This is a genomic window from Qipengyuania pacifica (assembly GCF_019711555.1).
In the GTDB taxonomy this organism is placed as follows: domain Bacteria; phylum Pseudomonadota; class Alphaproteobacteria; order Sphingomonadales; family Sphingomonadaceae; genus Qipengyuania; species Qipengyuania pacifica.
Genome location: NZ_JAIGNQ010000001.1, coordinates 664785 through 685664, shown reverse-complemented (window position 1 = coordinate 685664; position 20880 = coordinate 664785). Strand labels below are relative to the sequence as shown.

General features: G+C 61.0%; 16 protein-coding genes. 8 read left to right on the top strand and 8 right to left on the bottom strand.

Annotated elements, in window-relative coordinates; genetic code table 11:
- Positions 1-69 precede the first annotated feature (69 nt).
- Together K3177_RS03455 and K3177_RS03450 are read left to right on the top strand one after the other, a co-directional pair.
- On the top strand, positions 70-477 hold the full coding sequence (locus tag K3177_RS03455; protein WP_221597039.1) for a baeRF12 domain-containing protein: 408 nt from the start codon (positions 70-72) through the stop codon (positions 475-477).
- Between the two features lie 179 nt (positions 478-656).
- Positions 657-1631, top strand: a complete 975-nt coding sequence (locus tag K3177_RS03450; protein ID WP_247714208.1) for a serine hydrolase — start codon at positions 657-659, stop codon at positions 1629-1631.
- A gap of 92 nt (positions 1632-1723) precedes the next feature.
- Here K3177_RS03450 and K3177_RS03445 read toward each other — a convergent pair whose 3' ends face one another.
- Complete coding sequence (locus tag K3177_RS03445) at positions 1724-1996, bottom strand: hypothetical protein (protein ID WP_103022998.1); 273 nt, start codon at positions 1994-1996, stop codon at positions 1724-1726.
- Between the two features lie 248 nt (positions 1997-2244).
- Here K3177_RS03445 and polA point away from each other — a divergent pair, with 248 nt between their 5' ends.
- Genes polA through K3177_RS03430 form a run of 3 tightly spaced genes read left to right on the top strand, consistent with a single transcriptional unit; the run spans position 2245 to position 7521 of the window.
- Positions 2245-5109, top strand: coding sequence for a DNA polymerase I (gene polA, locus K3177_RS03440; RefSeq protein ID WP_221597037.1), 2865 nt, complete (start codon positions 2245-2247; stop codon positions 5107-5109).
- Positions 5091-6386 (top strand): sensor histidine kinase, encoded by a 1296-nt coding sequence (locus K3177_RS03435; protein WP_247714207.1) that lies wholly within the window; start codon positions 5091-5093, stop codon positions 6384-6386. The genes polA and K3177_RS03435 overlap by 19 nt, the downstream gene beginning before the upstream one ends.
- Before the next feature lie 55 nt (positions 6387-6441).
- Positions 6442-7521, top strand: coding sequence for a mechanosensitive ion channel family protein (locus K3177_RS03430; protein WP_221597036.1), 1080 nt, complete (start codon positions 6442-6444; stop codon positions 7519-7521).
- Here the strand turns inward: K3177_RS03430 and K3177_RS03425 are convergent.
- Positions 7518-9845 (bottom strand): CDC48 family AAA ATPase, encoded by a 2328-nt coding sequence (locus tag K3177_RS03425; protein ID WP_221597441.1) that lies wholly within the window; start codon positions 9843-9845, stop codon positions 7518-7520. The genes K3177_RS03430 and K3177_RS03425 overlap by 4 nt on opposite strands.
- 515 nt (positions 9846-10360) lie before the next feature.
- On the opposite strand from K3177_RS03425, the gene K3177_RS03420 reads away from it, so the two are divergent.
- The 3 genes from K3177_RS03420 (at position 10361) to K3177_RS03410 (ending at position 13657) form a co-directional block, all read left to right on the top strand.
- Positions 10361-11284, top strand: coding sequence for a 5'-nucleotidase, lipoprotein e(P4) family (locus K3177_RS03420; RefSeq protein WP_221597034.1), 924 nt, complete (start codon positions 10361-10363; stop codon positions 11282-11284).
- Between the two features lie 62 nt (positions 11285-11346).
- On the top strand, positions 11347-12480 hold the full coding sequence (locus tag K3177_RS03415) for a nitronate monooxygenase (protein WP_247714206.1): 1134 nt from the start codon (positions 11347-11349) through the stop codon (positions 12478-12480).
- A 37-nt stretch (positions 12481-12517) separates the two neighbouring features.
- A complete protein-coding gene (locus tag K3177_RS03410; protein WP_221597440.1) occupies positions 12518-13657 on the top strand; it encodes a CaiB/BaiF CoA transferase family protein in 1140 nt (379 codons plus the stop codon).
- Between the two features lie 3 nt (positions 13658-13660).
- Here K3177_RS03410 and metK read toward each other — a convergent pair whose 3' ends face one another.
- The 6 genes from metK to hisS all read right to left on the bottom strand — a co-directional run bounded on the left by metK (position 13661) and on the right by hisS (position 20749).
- Complete coding sequence (gene metK / locus K3177_RS03405; RefSeq protein WP_221597030.1) at positions 13661-14899, bottom strand: methionine adenosyltransferase; 1239 nt, start codon at positions 14897-14899, stop codon at positions 13661-13663.
- Between the two features lie 30 nt (positions 14900-14929).
- Positions 14930-16522, bottom strand: a complete 1593-nt coding sequence (lnt, locus tag K3177_RS03400) for an apolipoprotein N-acyltransferase (RefSeq protein ID WP_221597028.1) — start codon at positions 16520-16522, stop codon at positions 14930-14932.
- A gap of 42 nt (positions 16523-16564) precedes the next feature.
- Complete coding sequence (locus tag K3177_RS03395) at positions 16565-17326, bottom strand: DUF4167 domain-containing protein (RefSeq protein WP_103022992.1); 762 nt, start codon at positions 17324-17326, stop codon at positions 16565-16567.
- Positions 17327-17567: 241 nt separating this feature from the next.
- Positions 17568-18398, bottom strand: a complete 831-nt coding sequence (prmC, locus tag K3177_RS03390) for a peptide chain release factor N(5)-glutamine methyltransferase (protein WP_221597026.1) — start codon at positions 18396-18398, stop codon at positions 17568-17570.
- Positions 18399-18431: 33 nt separating this feature from the next.
- On the bottom strand, positions 18432-19499 hold the full coding sequence (prfA, locus tag K3177_RS03385) for a peptide chain release factor 1 (RefSeq protein ID WP_221597024.1): 1068 nt from the start codon (positions 19497-19499) through the stop codon (positions 18432-18434).
- Positions 19496-20749, bottom strand: coding sequence for a histidine--tRNA ligase (gene hisS / locus K3177_RS03380; RefSeq protein ID WP_221597022.1), 1254 nt, complete (start codon positions 20747-20749; stop codon positions 19496-19498). Before hisS ends, prfA begins: the two co-directional genes overlap by 4 nt.
- Positions 20750-20880 lie beyond the last annotated feature (131 nt).

The following is a 20880-nucleotide window of genomic DNA, read 5'->3' as shown; positions in this document are numbered from 1 at the left end:
AAGTCTGGACCTCTTGGCACTCTCGCCCGTTCCATCTCGTGCAAACGAAAACAACAGGAGACAAATTCCATGCGCCTTCCCAACAATGCCCATGTTGCCATCGTCGATGGGGAAAATTTCATCGTGATGCGTAACAGCGGCACAGCTTTGGAACCCAAGCTCGGATCATCCGAAAAACCGGATCTAAGTGTCACGAACTTCAGTGCAGGAGTGAAGCATCAGGATCCCGTCAGCCAACAGCACGGCCGGACCGATCTGAACGAGCTTGCACACGGCGCGGCAGCGGCAGAATGGCTGAACGAGAAATCCATATCCGGAGAGATTTCGGACGTGCTCGTGATCGCCGACCCTAAAACGCTTGGCGAAATGCGGCGCCATTATCATTCGGAGTTGGAAAAACGCCTGGTCGGTGAAATCGACAAGACATTGTCGGGTGAAACCACGGCGAAAATCGAACAGGTTATTGTCAAATCCTAGCGTCTTACGCGGTCAGTTGTAACAACCGGACGGAATGAACTGTCTTCCTGACGACACCTTTCGTCGCCATGCCCTTGTATCGACACATTTTCGAGGCATTAATATTTGCCTAACCATAGAGGGTGTATGGGGTCGATATGGGACAAGGAATTTTCGGACGGTTGCTTGCAATCGGGGCTATGGCCTTTGCCGCCCCGGCGCTCGCACAGGGAAGCGGCTTCGAAGCGCAATTCGACAATACTCTGGGTACCGAATTACGCGTGCCTCAGAGTCAAGGGACGCTCTATTCTTCGCCCCTTGAAAGCCGGATTGCTCAGCTTGCCGATGGATCGAATGGGCGGATCGGTGTCTATGCTGTCGATCTGACGTCTGGCCGGGAAATAGGCGTACTCGCCGATCAGCGGTTTCCCTTGGCAAGCACCAGCAAGGTCGCCATTGCAGCTACCTATCTCGCTGGAGTGGATGAGGGCCGGTGGAGCCTCACCAGCGAATATCGTCTTCCCCGCCCCGGCGGCGCATATATGCCTGCATACCGCCACCTTAGCCTGATGATCAGCAAGAGTTGCAACGACTGCACCGATGCCCTTCTTAACGCAGTTGGTGGACCGTCCGCCGTCAATAAATGGATGCGAGGAGCGGGTATCGAAGGCTTCGAACTCACCCGCAATATCGCCACTCTTATTCGCCAGGATGGTAGCATCGATCCGGCTTGGAGCGTCGATACGAAGGATAGCGCAACCCCGCGCGCGATGGGCCAACTGCTTGCCGGCATCTATCAGGGCAAATGGCTGAGCGAGCATTCCCGCCGCGTCTTGTTGGATGCGATGCTTGAAACGACTACCGGCAAACGGCGCATGCGCTCAGTCTTGCCGGTAAGCGCTAATCTAGCTCATAAAACGGGTACGCTGGCTCGTACCGCTAGCGACATTGGTATCTTTCTGACGCCCGACGGGCGTGCGATTGCCGCCGCGATTTATGTGACTGGCCAGAGCCCGTCCATGGCCGTCGAGAATGGTAGCCGTAGCGAGAAGCTCAATGCACGCGCCAACCGCGATTCACGTATCTCGACGATTACGCAGGCACTTTATAATGGGTTCGGCACAAGAGCGCAGGATGGACGCAACTGGGCGAGTGCCGATTACGGCGGCGAATAAGCTCGCTCTCATCGACCATTAAAAAAGGGCGGCGCCGAAAGGCACCGCCCTTTTCTGTACGTGAACGGGAAACCGTTCGCGAAGCAGGTCGATTAGTCGGCCTGAGCTTCTGCGGTGGTTTCGTCCTGCACGTCTGCTTCGACTTCGGCAGCAGCGTGGTCAGCGTCGGCAGCCATGTCTTCAGCGCCAGCTTCCATCGACTGACCAGCCGATTCCATTGCGTCGCCAGCAGCTTCCATGTTCGCTTCAGCGTCTGCAGCAGCGTTGTCAGCAGTGGTCGCAGCCGAATCTTCGGTAGCTTCCGAACATGCGGCGAGGGTCAGAGCAGCAGCCGAAGCAGCAGCGAAAAGAGCGATCTTGCGCATAGGTATAAATCCTTGAACAGCGGGTTTTGCTTACGGTACGAAAGACTTGCGTCCCCACACCGAGCGAGCGCCCAATTGAGGCGTCACAGTGGCTAAATAGTGGCGGGATTGAGGCATCGCAAGGATAATCGCACTCTCACCGCCACATTTCCGCCTTAATTAGGGCGAGCTCACCTTGATTCCCGCGCGATCTTAATAGGGAGAAAAAGTCGCTCCCCAATAGGTCTGCCCATTGCTAAGCCCCCGCCATGGGTGACAAACCACATCTCTACCTCGTTGACGGCTCGGCCTATATCTTCCGCGCCTACCATCGCCTTCCCCCGTTGACCGACCCTGAAGGCACGCCGGTTGGCGCTGTTTACGGTTACACCACCATGTTGTGGAAGCTGGCCGATGATCTTCATAAAGCCGACGGCCCGACGCATCTCGCGGTGATACTCGACAAGTCGAGCCACAGTTTCCGCAACGATCTTTACGACCAGTACAAGGCCAATCGGCCCGACCCGCCTGAAGATCTGGTGCCACAATTCCCTTTGATTCGAGACGCAACGCGCGCCTTCAGCCTGCCTTGCATTGAAGAACCTGACGTCGAAGCGGACGACATGATCGCATCCTATGCCCGCGCGGCGACGCGAAAGGGCTGGGACGTCACGATTGTCAGTTCTGACAAGGACCTGATGCAGTTGATCGGCCAATGCGCCGACGAAGATCTCGAACCGGGCGTCGAGGCAGGCGGCTGCATCGATATGCTCGATACGATGAAAAATGCCCGCATCGGACGCGACGAAGTCATCGAGAAATTCGGTGTGCCACCGGAACTCGTGGGCGATGTACTCGCGCTGATGGGCGATTCTGTCGACAACATTCCCGGCATCTTCGGCGTCGGGCCGAAAACGGCCAGCAAGCTCATCGCCGAACACGGCACGCTGACCGCCGCGCTCGACGCAGCGGAAGGCATGAAGACGAGCAAGCTGAAGGAACGCCTGCTCGAACATCGCGCAGACGCCGAGCTCAGCCGCGTGCTCGTCACATTGAAAGAGGACTGCGGCCTGCCCGTCTCGCTGGACGACATGAAGCTGGTGGAAGTGCCGCCTGAACCGCTGGCTGCCTTTCTCAGCAAACATGGCTTTACCAGTCTGTTGAAGCGGCTCGACGCTGGCACTGGCAGCCCCGCGCGAACGACCGAACTCGATCCCGCCCGGCAGGATACCAAAGGCGTGACCCCCGGCGAGCAAGGCAATCGCCAGCCTCCGCCGGATTATCCTGCTGTCGATCGTTCCAGCTATGAATGCGTGCAAACGCTGTCCCGGCTCGAAGAATGGATCCAGCGCGCGCATGCCGCCCGGCTCGTTGCCGTGGATACGGAGACCAGTTCACTCGATTGCATGCTGTGCGATCTGGTCGGGATCAGCCTGGCGCTCGGTCCGAACGATGCATGCTACATCCCCCTCGGTCATGGCGGGAATGACATGTTTGCCGAACGGCCGGAGCAGATCGAAAAGACTGCCGCGCTCGCCGCTCTGCGACCATTGCTGACAAGCGATGCCGTTACGAAAGTCTTCCACAACGGCAAATACGACCTCAACGTCCTCGCTCGCAATGGCATTACGGTATCCCCTGTCGAAGATACGATGATCATCAGCTTCGATCTGGACGCCGGCCGTCAGCTCGACGGCATCGGCGGCGGACACGGGATGGACGAGCTTGCGGACCGCCACCTTGGCCACACCTGTCTTACCTTCAAGGAAATATGCGGCACCGGGAAGAAGGCGATTCCCTTCGGTGAAGTGCCGCTCGACAAGGCGACGGAATATGCCGCGGAAGACGCCGACGTAACCTGGCGTCTGTATAAATTGCTCAAGCCCCGGCTCGCCGTTGAAGGCGGCACGAAAATCTATCAGCGCGTCGATCGGCCTCTCGTGCCTGTCGTCGCCAGCATGGAACGTCATGGCATCAAGGTCGATCGCGCCCAGCTGGCGCGGTTGTCGGAAGAATTTGCGAGCGAAACGGCGCGGCTGGAGAAGGAAATCCACGGCATAGCCGAGCGCGAATTCACCGTCGGTAGCCCCAAACAGCTAGGCGAAGTGCTGTTCGAACAGCTGGGCTACAAAGGTGGCAAGAAGGGGAAGAGCGGGCAATACTCCACGGATCAGAGCGTACTGGAGCGCCTGTCCGCCGATGGAGCGGAAATCGCCGACAAGGTGCTGGAATGGCGGCAGCTCGCCAAGTTGAAGAGCACGTATACAGACGCTCTCCAGCAGGCGATCAATCCCGAAACCGGGCGTGTCCATACCAGCTATAGCCTGGTCGGTGCACAGACGGGTCGCCTGTCTTCAACCGATCCGAACCTTCAGAACATTCCCATTCGTACAGAAATAGGGCGCCAGATTCGCGAAGCGTTCGTTGCCCAGGACGGCAACGTACTCCTGGCTGCCGACTATTCGCAGATCGAGCTTCGCCTGGCCGCGCACATGGCTGACGTGCCAAGCCTGAAGGAAGCCTTCGCCAACGGCGAGGACATTCATTCACGCACGGCCAGCGAAATGTTCGGCGAGGTCAATCGCGATACGCGCGCGCGCGCAAAAACGATCAATTTCGCCATCCTCTACGGTATATCGCGCTGGGGTCTTGCAGGTCGCCTCGGCGTGGAAGCCGACGAGGCTCAGGCCATGATCGACACCTATTTCCAGCGTTTTCCCGGCATCCAGAAATACATCGTCCGCACCCTCGAGCAGGTCCGAGAATGCGGTTATTCGGAAACGCTGTTCGGTCGCAAGACCTGGTTCCCGCGGATAGGGTCGAAGAACCAGACGGAACGCCAGGGTAGCGAGCGGGCAGCCATCAATGCTCCGATCCAGGGGACCAGCGCCGATATTATCAAGCGGGCGATGGTTCGCATGATGCCTGCCTTGGAAGCTGCAGGGCTCGCTCATGTGCAGATGCTGCTTCAGGTCCACGACGAATTGGTGTTCGAACTGCCCGAAAGCGATGTCGATGCAGCCCGCAAGGTCATCGAAAGCGTTATGGTCAGTGCCGCCGAACCGTCTGTAAAGCTTGACGTTCCGCTAGGTGTCGATATCGGTACCGGAACCAGTTGGGGGGCAGCACACTGAGCGAGATCGAAGACTTCGTCGCGCGTACGCGAAACCCGCGCTGGATGAATGTGGCGCTGCTGCTTGTCATCGCGGCGGCCATGTTTGCGACCATCGTTCTCGCCTATCAGACCGTAGAGGCCGAACGCGCACAGCGCCGTCAGGTCGAACGTACGGTCGAGGTGCTGGAAGAGCTGCGCCAGATCAACAGCGCCGCGCTTAGTGGCGAGACCGGCCAGCGCGGTTATCTGATCACGCTCGATCGGCGGTATCTTGCACCTTACCAGATGGCCCGCGAACAGCTGGAGCCGTCACTCGATCGGGTACGCGTGCTCCTCGGCGATGATGCGACGGCGCGGCAGGTCGAACTGATCGATCAGATCGACGCCTTGGCGCGTGCCAAGTTCGATGAGATGGCTGAAAGTGTCGAACTGCTCGAAAATGGTCGTCTGCTCGATGCCCGCCGCGCCACGCTGACGGACGAAGGCGTCGAAGCGATGGAACGGCTGGTTCGCGCCATTGCGGAAATGGAAGATATCGAAAGCCGGATTCTTGCGGAACGCGCTGCCGAAGCCGCACGAAGTGAAGCTCGGGTTCTGCCGCTGCTCGGCGCCCTGTTCGTGCTGCTCATCATCGCCATGCTGGCAGGGGCGCGCCTTGTCGGTCGCGCCGCGCGGGCGGAAGCCGAAGCATCGCAGGCAGCCGCAGTCAGCGAAGCGCGTGATCGCGCCGATTTGCTTGCACGCGAACTCAATCACCGGGTGAAGAACCTGTTCGCTGTCATCCTCGCGATCGTCCAGATGAGCGCGCGCGATAAGCCCGAAGCGAAGGAAGTCACCGACAGTATCGCTCAGCGCATTCGCGCGCTGCTGACCGCGCACGAGGTCAGTCAGGGCGAGCTGGAGAGGCCCGTCGCCTCGCTTCGCGCATTGGTCGAAACCTCGCTCGCTCCTTATCGCTCCAGCAAGCATCCGGCCGAGATCGAAGGTCCGGACGTCATGCTGCCGGCCAAGCGTGTTACGCCTTTGGGTCTCGTTCTGCACGAACTGACCACCAATGCCGTCAAATACGGAGCCTGGAAGAACAGGGGCACAGTCCATGTCAGCTGGACGGAAGATGATGGCATGCTCACGCTAACCTGGCGCGAAAGCGGTGCCGATCTGGAGGAATTGCCGGAACGCAAGGGTTTCGGCAGCCTGCTCATGACCAGTGCTGCCCGTCAGTTCGGCGGGACATTCGAACGCAACTTCACCAAGGACGGTTTGCAAGTCTCGATCGTATTGCCTGTGACGGATTGAGGCACCGGCCGCTTGGACTTGCGTTACACAGCGTGCCTCCATACCGATTACACCGATGTTTGACCGCTACGATCCAGCCAATTGGCCGATCTCCGTCGAAGGCCTGATCCATACGTTGATCGCGCTTGCGGCATCCATATTGATCGCCGTCGTGATACACTGGATCGTGTTCGCCATTCTGCGTCGAATTGCGCGGACATCGACCAGTGTCTTCGACGATGTTCTAGTCGAAGCAGTCCGTAAACCGCTGCGCTGGGCCGCCATAGCGTTCGCGGTTGCCATTTCCGCAGAGAACGATGCGCTGACCGGCCGCGGCTGGGATATCCTGACACGCTTTCTGATCCCCGCCGTGGTAGGATGGGTCGCCTATTCTGCCGTACGCGGTCTCGCTCTCGGATTTGAAAGACAGATCGGTTTCTCGGGAGACCCGGTCGCGCACCGTGGTCGCCTCACACGGATTGCGATCCTGTCGCGCACGGTAAAGGTCGGGATCGTCATCATCACGATTTCCCTGATCATGCTCAACATTCCCGGTGTTCGCGATGTCGGGACTACGATGCTGGCATCGGCAGGTCTTGCCGCCCTGGCAGTGGGCGCCGCTGCGCAGCCTGCACTCAAATCGCTTATTGCCGGACTACAGATGGCACTAACGCAGCCTCTACGAATCGGGGATCTGGTCAAGGTCGATGATCAGGCCGGGCGCGTGGAAGAAATCCGGATGAGCTTCGTGACGGTCCGCACTTGGGACGAACGCGTTCTGGTCGTTCCTACGACACGCTTTCTCGACCAGAGTTTCGAAAACTGGTCGCGGGTAAGCGAGCGGCTGACAGGGCCGGTCATGCTGCATCTCGATCCCATCGCCGAGATCGATCCGATCCGCGAGGAATTCGAACGCTTCGTTCAATCCAATCCGTTGTGGGATGGACGCAATCTGGAATTGCTGATGACCGAAGCCTATCCGGAAAGCGTCGAGTTGCGTCTGTCGATGAGCGCAGAGACGATAGGCGACCTATGGACGCTGCGCTGCGAAGTCCGCGAACACATGCTCGGCTGGATCAAACAGAACCAGCCAGACGCGCTGATCCGCCACCGCCTCGAAGTGGAAGCGGCGAACCAGCGCGCAACCGGAGCTTAGTCCCCGGCTGGCGGCGCGTGCTTCTCGTCACGCGTGCTTTCGACCATTCCTTCGTAAACGAAGCCGATCGGTCGCACATCTGCAGCGCGCTTCTTCAGTTCGCCCTGCATCTTCTTGTACTCCGCTTCCATCTGAGACGTCACGGTGGCGCGGCTGTCTCCCAAGGCCTCGGTGAAATCGACATCGGTCACTTCCTGCACATCGCCACCCGCCCGGTGGAGCGCGTTGAGGCCCGCCCGGCGCACCACGTCTTCCAGGTCCGCGCCGGTAAAGCGCTCGGTCTTCGAAGCTACATCGACCAGATTGACGTCGTCAGCCAGCGGCATGTCCTTCGTATGTATCCGCAGGATCTGTTCGCGACCGCCCTTGTCGGGTGTCCCGACATAAACCAGTTCGTCGAAGCGTCCCGGGCGCAGCAGTGCAGGATCGACCAGAGTGGGACGATTGGTCGCACCAATCACCACCACCGACTGCAATTCTTCAAGCCCGTCCATTTCGGCCAGAATGGTATTTACCACCCGCCCGGTCACCTGGGGTTCGCCCTGCCCGCTTCCACGTGCCGGAACCAGACTGTCGATCTCGTCGATGAACACGACGCAGGGTGCGACAGCCCTCGCCCGCTTGAACATCCGTGCGATCTGCTGTTCGCTTTCGCCATACCATTTCGACAGCAAGTCCGAGCTTTTCATCGAAATGAAGTTAGCCTTCGCCTCTTTGGCAACGGCCTTTGCCAGCAAGGTCTTCCCTGTACCGGGAGGTCCATAAAGTAAAAAGCCCTGAGCAGGCCGGATACCGAGACGATGAAACGCCTCGGGGTTTTTCATTGGCAGCTCGATGCCTTCCTTGAGCTTGGCGATGGCATCGCCGACCCCGCCGATATCGGACCATGCGACATTGGGCACCTGAACCATGACTTCGCGCATGGCGCTTGGCTGGATACGCTTCAGCGCAGAGAGGAAATCCTCGCGGCCTACATAGAGGTCATCGAGCACTTCAGGCGGAATGGTGCGTTCGTCCAGATCGATGCGCGGCATGATCCGCCGCACCGCGTCGATCGCTGCTTCTCGCGCAAGCGCCGCGATATCTGCCCCGACGAAGCCATAAGTCGCCTTGGCCAGTTCGTTCAGGTCGACCCTGTCGCCCAGCGGCATGCCCCGTGTGTGAATGCCAAGAATTTCCCGGCGTCCGCTTTCGTCGGGCACGCCGATCACGATCTCGCGGTCGAAGCGTCCAGGCCTGCGCAATGCCTCGTCAATCGCTTCCGGCCGGTTGGTCGCAGCAATCACGACCAGGTTCGAGCGGGCTTCCAGCCCGTCCATCAGGGTCAGAAGCTGCGCAACAAGCCGTTTTTCTGCTTCTCCTGGCACGCGATCTCTCTTCGGCGCAATCGAATCGATCTCGTCTATGAAGATGATGGCCGGCGCTGCCTTCGTCGCCTGCTCGAACACTTCACGCAGTGCTTTTTCGCTGTCGCCATAGCCCGAACCCATGATCTCGGGACCGTTGATGGTGAAGAAGTTGGCATCGCTTTCATTGGCGACGGCCTGAGCAAGCCGGGTCTTGCCCGTTCCCGGCGGGCCGTGCAGCAAAACGCCCTTGGGCGGATCGACACCCAAACGCGTGAACAATTCTGGGTAACGCAAAGGCAACTCGACCATCTCGCGCAATTGCTGGATGGTTTCACCCATGCCGCCGACATCGTCATAATTGACGACCGCACGCGCATCGCGCGGCGGCTCGAACTCGGCGCGCAGCTCAACCTCGGTATTCTCGTCGATATGGACGATGCCCTTGGGTGTCGTCGCGACCACGCTCAGGCGAATCTGCGTGAGGGCATAGGCCGGTGCGTTGAACATGCGGCGCACTTCCGGTGGCATATTCTGAACCGGCTGCTGTCCGGTCGTCGCCACAAGGTCACCCGCGACAAGAGGTTTCCTGAAGAAGTTGCGCTTCAGCGCCTGCGCCGGGCCCTGCAAACGCATTTCCCGCTGCGCCGGCGCAAACACGACCCGGGTCGCAGGGCGCGATTCGGCGACGACCACATTCACATGTTCGCCCGACCCGACCTGCGCATTCCCGCGCTGGAGACCGTCGAGCCGCACCACATCGAGACTTTGATCTTCGTCATAAGCGGCCATGGCGATGGCAGCAGTTGCGCGCTTTCCGGTAATCTCGACGACATCGCCCTCGGTGATCCCCAACGCCTGGAAAGCAGAACGCGGCATGCGCGCGATACCCTGACCACTTTCTTCCTGTCGCGCTGCTGCGACCTGCAATCTCACTGTCTTTTCTTCTACCGCTGTCGCAGCATCCGCATCGGCCATTGGGTCGTATTCCCGTTCCTGTTCGTCTTGCCGGTTCACTTGGGGGTGGCCCCTGTGAGATACAATGAAGGAAGACGCCGCGCGGGTCCGCTCAAGCCAGAAAAAAGCCCGGCTGGAAAACCAACCGGGCTTAAAAGTCTTGGGAGAGGATGCCTAAAAGGCACGAGGAGATATGCGCGCCGGGCGGTTTTTGTGCAAGTGCGAAAAGGACAATTTTGATTGCATAATGCGCAACAAACATCGAAGCCTTGTCATTAACGCAATGATTTCCCGTAATTTGCGTCAGCGGGCTTCGGCGCGCCTTCCTGCTGCGTTGCACAATTATTGTAGTGTTGTGAATGTTATCAATTTTTAGGGGCAAAAGGTCGATTTCGACGCGAGTTTCTGGGTCGCAAGGGCCTGTGGCGCGTACATAGTCAATCGCTTCCGGTCGTTGATACAGTCGATTGCGTTTCCATGGCTTGCTGTGGCAAATCCCGCGACCTGCATTCTCTTGATCGTTCTGGACCTTTTAAATGAAACAAATTTTGACCCTCGCCGCCAGCGCAGTGGCCCTAGCCGGTTGCGCGACCATGAATTCGGGCCCTGTCACTGGCCCCGCGACGGTGGCGAAAGAGAAAGCGGCGCCGGACACCATGCGCTGGCTCTACGGTTCGGGCGAAGCTGCAGCGGCGTCTATCCAGACCTGGCGTCAGATCGCCGATTATTCGATCGCCGTGGTCCACCAGCGAAAGGCTCCGCAATCGGTTCCTATGGGTCTGCCAGACGGGACCACTGGCGGGATCGGAACGGCGTCCTGCATCAAGGCCGACGGCACAGCCAAACCGTTTGCAGCCGTGTTCGACGTCGACGAGACCGTGCTGCTTAATACAGGCTATGAATACTGGCAGGCACTGACGGGTAAGCCGTTCGATGCCGACGAATGGGCACAATGGGCCAATAACGGTGCCGGGATCGCGCAACCGGTTCCTGGTGCAGTGACCGGCCTGCGCCGCCTTCGTGAAGCCGGAATTACGGTCATCTTCAATACCAACCGCGATTCGGACACCGCTGCTGGTGCCGTGGCAGCGATCGAAGCAGCGGGGACCGGGCCGGCTGTACACGGGCAAACCCTCTTTCTGCGCGGCGACGACGATATGGGAAGCCGCAAGGATGGGCGCCGGGCGAAGATAGCCGAGAATTACTGCGTGATCGCCATGGCAGGCGACAATCTCGGCGATTTTGCCGACGTATTCAACGCGGATGAAAGTGCGATTGCTGCGCGGCGGACAATGGTCGCGCGCGGCGAATACGCACAGCTTTGGGGCAATGGCTGGTTTCTCGTACCGAACCCTGTTTACGGGGCCTGGCAAAAGGGTACTCTTGACGAGGTATTTCCGCCTGAAACCCGATGGAAGCCATCCCCGGGCGACGCTCCGGTTACGATGACCCGCCCGTAATGGCGGCTTGCACAGCCGAGTGCGCGGGATAGGGTGTCTCCCAGGAGGACATGCCCATGCCGATGAACCGCATATGTGAGCTGACCGGGGCGGAGTTTCCACTTTTCGCCTTCAGCCACTGTCGCGACGTTGTAGCTGCCGTCAGCAAGGCGGGCGGGCTCGGGGTGCTGGGCGCTACGCGCTTCAGTCCCGAGCAGCTCGAGGAAGAGCTTTCCTGGATCGATTCGCATGTGGACGGGGCCCCTTACGGTGTGGATGTTCTCGTTCCCGAAGTGATCGATCCTCGCGTCAGCGAATTGTCCGACAACAAGAGCCGGGCTGCGGCTATCGATCCCGCCTATCAAGGCTTCGTCAATTCCGTTCTCGGCCAATATGGAATTGCGCCCGAAGCCGAGATGCCGATCCTCCGCGAACGCATGGGCATCACCCCCGAGAACGGTCTTGCCCTGATGGAAGTCGCATTCCGGCATCCCATTCGGCTGATTGCCAACGCGTTGGGCATTGCACCACCCGCGATGATAAAGGAAGGCAAGCAGCGCGGCGTGCCGGTAGCTGCGCTGGTCGGGGCCAAGGAACATGCCATCCGCCAGGCCGAAGCGGGTGTCGACATCATCGTTGCCCAGGGCACGGAAGCGGGCGGCCACTGCGGCGAAGTATCGACGCTGGTGCTCGTCCCCGAGGTCGTGCGCGAACTCGCGCGCCACGATTACGATATCCCGGTGCTCGCCGCCGGGGGCATCATGACCGGAGGTCAGATGGCCGGAATGATGGCGGCGGGTGCACAGGGAGCATGGACCGGATCGGTCTGGCTCGCCACACCCGAAGCGGAAACGAGCGAGGCTTTCCGGGCAAAGATGGTCGCAGCGCGCAGTCGCGATACGGTCCGCTCGCGCAGCCGGACTGGCAAGCCCGCGCGCCAGCTCAAGACAGCATGGCACGATGCTTGGGATGCGCCCGGCGGTCCGGGAACACTCCCCATGCCGCTGATGGGGATGGTCTCCGAACCCGCCTTCGCCCGGATCGAACGGGAGGCTGCGTCGGGCAATAAGGGTGCGAACGAGCTGGTAAGTTATTTCGTGGGTCAAGGCGTGGGGTTGGTCGAACAGGTTCGTTCCAGCCGGCAGGTGGTTCAGGATTTCCGCGAAGAATTTCTCAATGCCATAGGCAGCCTCGCCGCATCCGTTGGCATGGAGTAACTTGACCGGCGCGAAGCTGCCGCGCAAGCCGCACGTCATGTGGCTCGATACCCCTCGCAACCCGAACGCTCCCCTTGCCGGGCTGAAAGTACTCGAACTTGCGCGCGTCCTGGCAGGCCCGTGGGCTGGCCAAATCCTCGCCGACCTCGGCGCCGACGTGATCAAGGTGGAAAGCCCCGATGGCGATGGGACCCGCAAATGGGGCCCACCCTGGATTGAGCGCGACCATGGAGAACGTGAAGCCGCCTATTACCACGCCGCAAATCGGGGGAAGCGTTCGATTATCGCCGATTTCAGGGACGAGGATGATCTGGCTCGTATCCATGATCTGGCATCCTCAGCCGACGTAGTGCTCGAAAACTTCAAAACCGGGACACTGACGAAATTCGGCCTCGACTATAAAAGCCTCGCCCAGGTCAACGCCCAGCTCGTTTATTGCTCGATTACGGGGTTCGGGCAGACGGGACCGCGTGCGCACGAAGCAGGCTACGATTTCGTAATTCAGGCGATGAGCGGTTTCATGGCCCTGACGGGCGAGCCGCAGGGGCAGCCGATGAAGATGGGCATTTCCATATCGGACCTCACCTGCGGACTGTACTCCGTTATCGGCATTCAGGCCGCGCTCGCCATGCGCGCGCGGACAGGTCGCGGACAGCATGTCGATATGGCACTGCTGGACTGTTCGGTAGGTTTGCTTGCCAGCCAGGCGATGCATTTTCTCACTACCGGCGAAAATCCACCCCGAATGGGTAACGAGCACGCACAGGTCAGCGCCTATGGCGTATTCCCCGTCGCCGATGGCAAGGTCGTGCTCGCACCTGCCAACGACGGCCTGTTCCGCCGCCTCCTGACCCTACTCGGTCGTAACGATTTGCTGGCCGACGAACGCTTTGCCACCAACGAGGGACGCCTGGCCAATCGCGAAGAGCTCGATGCGATTATCGCAGGTGAAACGTCCAAGTGGCAGATGGACGAATTGCTTGCCGATTGCGCGGCGGCTGGGATTCCGGCCGGCCGCGTCAACGCCGTGGATGCCGTGTTCGACGACCCTCAGGTGAAGGCCCGCGGCATGCGTCTCGATCTCGATGGCATTCCCGGCGTGCGCACGCCCCTTACCTTCTCCGATGCGGAGCTGGCACTCGATCGCCCCAGCCCGCGCAAGGGAGAACACGGCTGACCGTTAGTTTAGCGCAGCCTTCAGATCGTCGACCAGATCGGTGCGCTCCCAGGGGAAGTGCTCGCCATCGGCCTGACGACCGAAATGGCCATAGGCCGCGCTCTGGCGATAGATCGGCTTGTTCAATCCGAGATGCATGCGGATACCGCGCGGGGTAAGACCACCCAGTTTTTCGATCCCGCGGATCGCGTCCTCGAGTGCTTCATCGGTGACGCCATCGGCACTGGTGCCGTGCGTATCAACATACAGCGAGAGAGGCTTGGACACGCCGATCGCATAGGACAGCTGGATGGTGCAGCGCTTGGCAAGTCCGGCCGCCACGATGTTCTTCGCCAGATAGCGGGTGATATAGGCAGCCGAACGGTCGACCTTGGTCGGGTCTTTTCCGCTGAATGCGCCGCCGCCATGCGGGGCTGCACCGCCATAAGTATCGACAATGATCTTGCGGCCGGTAAGGCCGGCATCACCATCGGGTCCGCCGATTTCGAACGCCCCGGTGGGATTGATATGCCATTCGGTATCGTCGGTCAGCCAGCCTTCGGGCATGATGTCGCCGACCACCTTTTTCACATAGGACTTGAGTTCGGCTTCCTTTTCGCCCTCATGATAGCCTTTGCCATGCTGGGTCGAAACGACCACTGCGGTGCAGGCCACCGGCTTGCCGTTTTCATAGCGCAGCGTAACCTGGCTCTTGGCGTCGGGCTCGAGGAAGGGTGCAGTGCCGCTCTTGCGGTCAGCGGCCAGCTGTTCGAGGATCTTGTGGCTGTAGTCGAGGGTCGCCGGCATGAGATCGGGCGTCTCGTCGCATGCGAATCCGAACATGATGCCCTGATCGCCTGCACCTTCGTCTTTGTTGCCGCTTGCATCCACGCCTTGGGCGATCTCGGATGACTGGCCGTGAAGGTGGTTTTCGAAGGTCAGCGTTTTCCAGTGAAAACCGTCCTGCTCATAGCCGACATCGCGCACGGTCTGGCGAACAGCGCGCTCGATCTCTTCCTTCGCACCGGGGGCCCAACCCCCGTTGACGGCCCAGTCGGAATTCTTGGCGTCGTACATGGGCGCGCAGCGAATTTCGCCCGACAGGATGACACGCTGGGTGGTCGTCATGGTTTCGCAGGCCACGCGCGCTTCCGCATCCTTGGCCAGCATCAGATCGACGATGGCGTCGGAGATTTGATCCGAAACCTTATCGGGGTGCCCTTCCGAAACGCTTTCGGATGTGAACAGGAAACTGGTGCGCATAGAGATCGAAATCCTGATATAAAGAAGTCTTTATGTGTCTTTCCCGCGGTAGCCTTCCATACGCCGTATGGCAACCAGCGAAAGCGCAAGCAGAGCGACGCCCCAAAGCAGCGTGAGCCAGTGGCCAAGTCGGGCGAAGGGCGTGGCAGCATGCGGAGGAGGTACGAGCGTATCGATTCGCCCTGCAACATTGCGCCCGATATGCTCGCGCACAACGCCGCGAGCATCGATCACGGCGCTGATCCCGGTGGTAGTGGATCGCAGCACCGGGAGGCCCTCTTCGGCAGCACGCATTCGCGCCTGCGCAAGGTGCTGTGGCGGCCCCCAGAGGCCGAACCAACCATCATTCGACGGGTTGAAGATATAATCGGGGCGGTTGGCCCGATCCACCACTTCGCCGGAGAACACGATTTCGTAGCAGATCTGCATGCCCGCGCGCCCATAGTCGCTCAGGTCCTGCGTCTGCGGGCCCGGTCCCGGGATGAAATCGATTGTCCCGGCAACGAGCCGCGAAAGGCCCAGTGGCTCGAGCAGGCCGCGCATCGGCAGGTATTCGCCGTACGGCACCAGATGCGCCTTGGCGTATCTCTCGCCCAATTGACCCTGCGGATCTACCGAGGTGACCGTGTTATACGCCCCCACCGCTTTTTCGCGCCCGTCGACCATTCCGATTTCGAGGTCCACGACACCGGTCAGCAACAGGCTGTCCGGACCGATGGCCTGCCCCACGCGTGCGCGGGCGAAGGCGGGATCGCCCGCCGCCGTCATCTGCGTGTAGTACCGCTGCGGATAGCCATCGCGCAGGTAGTCGGGGATGCCGCTTTCCGGCCATAGTACCAAGCGCCGGCTTTGCGGCCCTTCGGCACGGCTCAGCCCGGCGATGCGTTGGAATTGTTCCTCGAACTTCGAAGCGTCGTCGATCTCGTCCTGTCGTAGATTGGGCTGCACCAGCGTCAGCGGCAAACTCCCGTCGCGGCCCTTCCCAGCCGGGAAATAGACCATAGCAACCACGAAACAGACAAGCCCTATGCCGACAAACCGTTTCGCCTGCGCGAACCAGACAAGTGCGACGGCGAGGGCGACCGTTATCCCCGACAGGGCATAACTGCCGGCATAAGGCAGGAGGACGGCAAAGCCCGGTCGATCCCACGGGCCCAGCATCATCATGGAGAACGGCCCCCAGCTGTAACCGCTGAAAACCCAGCTACGCAGCCATTCGGCTGCGATCCACATGGCGCCGAAGGCTAGGGCAAAGGCGAGGAGGTTTGCCCGGCGCGCGATCAGCCAGGCCGCGCAGGTGGCAAAGGCGGGCCACACGGCGAGATATAGCGCCAGCAGCGGAACGGCCGCCCAACCGAGGATCGCGGGCATTTCCGCCTGATAGGTAAAGGCAGTGGCGATCCAGTTGTCGGTGACGGTGAAATGGGCAACGCCGAACAGCCACCCGGCCAGAAGCGCGCGTTTCCAGCTTGGCGAATGAAAGGCCAGCCAGCCGAAAGCCCCCATCGCCGCCAGGCCGAGCGGCCACAGGTGAAGGGGCTGAAAACCGAAAGCGGATGCCGCGCCCAGCAAGAGCGCGGCAATATTCGGGTGCGATCGGGCCAAGCCGGGGATTTTCTCCATCGGCCTGACCCTTAAATCGTCAGGTCAGCACTGCAAGCGCGATCAACCGACAGCGCTTACTTCGCTATCGTCTTCCTGCTTGCGCCGACGGCGGCGCGGTGCGGGCTTTTCATCGGAATCGTTCGCGCCGATCGATGGCGGCAGCACGGTGGCATCGATACCGCCATCGCTTCCCGCAGAGCTATCGCTTGTCTTCGGCTTGCGCGGTGCGCGACGCTTCTTGGGTGCTTCGCCCTCTTCGTCGCGGCGTGTGAACGGATTTTCGGAAGGCTCGAACTCGCTTTCGCCATCACCGCCATCGTCGTTACGCGGTTTGCGACCGCGCGGCTTGCGAGCACCGTCGTCTTCGTTCTCGGAACGGCGAGCGCGCGGCTGGCGCACCTCGTCTTCATCGTCATCCCGATCGTCGCGGCGAGCGCGCGGCTTGCGATTGTCGTCGTCCTGATCGTCGCGGCGGCCGCGCGGGCGACGATTGTTGCGGCGATCATCACCGTCGTCATCGTCGTCGTCATCGTCCGACTGATTATGTCCGCGCTCGTCGTGGCGTTTCGCCTTGGCTTCGTCCTGACGGGCCTTGTTGTCGGCGATCACACGGAAATAATGGTCAGCGAACTGCAGATAATATTCGGCCTGCACGCGGTCGCCATTATGCTGGGCGTCCTGGGCAAGCTTCTTGTACTTGTCGAGCAGTTGCGGGGCATTGCCGCGAGCGCGGCTGTCGATCCGGTTGCCCGAATTGGCGCCGCCCTGATTGCGATTATTCCCGCGTCCGCGACGGCGGTTATTATTGCGATTGTTGTTCAAGGGTAGCTGGTCCTCATTAAATGCGCGGCGTAGACCATAAAACCGGTCCACAACTGGCCGCGTGACCCCTTGCGCGCCTGCGCCTGTCGCAGTTCGCGTGCCCCGGTTTGTGCATGGTATGCGGGGCCGGAGCCTCGCACCAAAACTGCAATGTCGGAGCTGGAACCGGTGGGGAGGCGTTAGCCGCGCACCACTGGCCTGGGGCCAGAGTTAAGCGTTCGAATCGCCTTTGCCAAGTCTTTTATCTCAGGATCAGTGCGCGCGGTCGATCGGCAAGGTCGCGGCGCGTCTCCGCGGCGAAGCCCGATTCGCTCGCGATAGCTCCGACGGCTTCGGCCTGCCCTGCCCCGATTTCTAATATCGCGACGCCGCCGGGCACAAGCAGCTTGCCAAGCTGCGGGACTATGGCCCGATAGTCGTCAAGCCCTTCCGGTCCGGCAAACAGCGCCGTAGCCGGTTCGAATTCGCGCACGTCGGGATCGAGGACGGCATCGCTTTCAACATAGGGGGGATTGCAGAGCACCAGGTCGAAACGGCCCAGATCGTGCGCCCAGCCCGCCTCCAGCCAGTTCGCTTGTACAAATTGCGCGCGTTCCGTCAGCCCCAGCCGCTGGCCATTGGCGCTGGCCACGGCAAGAGCAGCAGCAGAGGCATCGATGCCCAGCCCCTTGGCATCGGGCCGCTCGTGCAGGAAAGCCAGCAGCAGCGCGCCCGACCCTGTCCCCATGTCGAGCACGCAGGCATCGTGCGGGGTACAATCGAGCGCTGCCTGGACGATCGTTTCGCTGTCGCCGCGCGGGATCAGCGTATCGGGGGTCACGGCGAACTCGAGCCCGAAGAATTCCTGTACGCCCAGCAGATGCGCCACAGGCTCGTGAGCCGCGCGTCGCTCAACCAGCCGATCGAAACCGGCCGCATGCGGCGCAGCGTCGTCGCGCATCCGCAACAGCAGCAGTTGGGAACGTGACACGCCCAGCACATGCGCCATCAGCAATTCGGCATCGAGCCGGGCGGTATCGCTGGTGGTGCAAAGTCGCTCCGCTGCCGCGCGGATCGCGTCGGCAATGGTCATGCGGCCATCCATCGGGTCACGCAGACCACGGCCTTATTCGGCCATTGCGGCAAGCCGCTTTGCTTCATCCTCGGCGATCAGTGCATCGACCAGTTCGCCAAGGCCCGGCCCGGCAATGATCTGCGGAAGTTTCTGCAGCGTCAGACCGATCCGGTGGTCGGTCACCCGGCCCTGCGGATAATTGTAGGTGCGGATGCGCTCGGACCGGTCGCCGCTGCCCACCATGGCCTTGCGCGCTTCCGCTTCGGCCCCCTGCGTCGCCTCGCGCTGTGCATCGTAAAGCCGGGTGCGCAGAACCTGCATCGCCTTTTCGCGGTTCTTGTGCTGGCTGCGGCCGTCCTGGCAGGTGACCACCGTGTTCGTCGGCAGGTGCGTGATGCGGATCGCGCTGTCGGTGGTGTTGACGTGCTGCCCGCCCGCGCCGCTGGCGCGATAGGTATCGATCTTGAGGTCGGTCGGATCGATCTGCACGTCGACCTCGTCCGGCTCGGGCAGGACGGCCACGGTCGCGGCAGAGGTGTGGATGCGTCCGCCGCTTTCGGTTTCGGGCACCCGCTGCACGCGGTGCACACCGCTTTCGAACTTCAATTTCGCGAACACGCCGGTGCCGGTCACATTGGCGACGATTTCCTTGAAGCCGCCGACCTCGCTTGCGCTCATGCTGACCGGCTCGACCTTCCAGCCCTGCTCGGCCGCGAAACGCTCGTACATGCGATAAAGATCGCCTGCGAACAGCGCTGCCTCGTCGCCGCCCGTCCCCGCGCGGATTTCGAGCATGGCGGGTTTGGCATCGGCGCTGTCGCGCGGCAGCATGGCGACGGCCAGCGAATGCTCGGCCTCGGGCAGGCGCTTCTTCAGCGCAGCGATTTCCTCTTCGGCCATCGCTTTCATTTCCGGATCGGCGAGCATTTCGTCCAAATCGACAAGCTCCGCCCGCATCGCCTGAACCTCGGCAGCGACCTTTGCCACCGGTTCGAGTTCGGCATAATCACGGCTCGCCTGAACGAATTCGTCGCCTTCAAGCTGGCCAGACGCCATCCGCGCCTCGAGCTCGGCGAAGCGGTGGGTGATCTGGTCGAGGCGTTCGGCTGGGATGGTCATCGTTGCCGCGCGATCGGATCAGCTACTATTTCCAGCACCCGATCCATATCTTCCTTGGATGCGCCACGACCACTTTGTCCGTGGCCTTGCGTGCGAATGGAGAATATTTGGAGGGGATTGAGTTTCACAGCTTTGTCAAAACGCTTTTTCACCGCTCCCGTCGCAACTGAATCTGCCGTGAATCCATTTCGGCGCAAGGCATTCACTGCAGCAAGGACCGCGTTCTCTAGCCCTTCACCCTCAGCAATAACTACGACGTCGATCGGCGGAGCTTCGACTACCCCTACCAGCATCGCCAACCGTTCGATTCCCGCAGCCCAACCGACCGCGGGCGTAGGCGCACCGCCAAGGCTTTCCATCAGCCCGTCATAGCGTCCGCCGCCGAGGATCGTGCTTTGGCTCCCGAGTTTGCCTGCCGCTTCGCTGCCCTCGTCAGGGATGAATTCGAACGCCGTGTGGCGGTAATAGTCGAGCCCGCGCACCAAGCTTTCCGCGCGTGTCCACTTAACGCCCGCGGCATCGAGGCCGCTGGTCACTGCATCGAAGAAGGCTTTCGCTTCGTCCGTCAGGAAATCGTCGATCTTCGGCGCATCGGCAACGAAGCGCTGGTCGCGGCGATCCTTGCTGTCGAGAATGCGCAGCGGGTTCTTCTCCAGCCGCTCCTGCGAATCTTCGGACAGTTCGCCTTTCACTTCGCGGAAGTGCTCGACCAGCGCGGCGCGCCACGCCTCGCGGCTGTCGCCATCGCCCAGCGTGTTGAGGTGCAATGTCACGCCCTCGATGCCCAGTTCCTTCAGCAAATGATCGGCCATGGTCAGCAGCTCGACATCTGCTTGTGGTTCCCCCGCACCGATGATTTCGGCGTCGATCTGGTGGAACTGGCGATAGCGCCCCTTCTGCGGGCGCTCGTAACGGAACAGCGGCCCATGCGTCGCCAGCTTTACCGGGGCATGCTGCTGCCAGCCATTGGAAAGAAAGGCGCGGGCAATACCGGCGGTGAATTCGGGACGCAGGGTCAGGCTCTCGCCGCCGCGATCGTCGAAGCTGTACATTTCCTTCGAGACCACATCGGTCGTCTCGCCGATCGCGCGGCTGAATACCTCGGTCTTCTCGAACACCGGCATTTCGGCACGACGGAAGCGATAGAGCTTGCGCACACGTTCGAAGGTTTCGACCACGAAGGCGAAAGCCTCGGCGTCGGCGCCGAAAATATCCTGGGTGCCACGGATGGCTTGCGGGGTCTTGCTCATGGCGCGCGCTTTAGGTGCGTTGGGCCTCGGCAGCAAGCGGTCGGCATGCCGCCGCCCTTCAGCACGTCGGTGGAGCCGAGCGTGCCGCTGGTCGAGGGCGCCCTTGCCTTCCGCGGGCCACCCAAGCATCT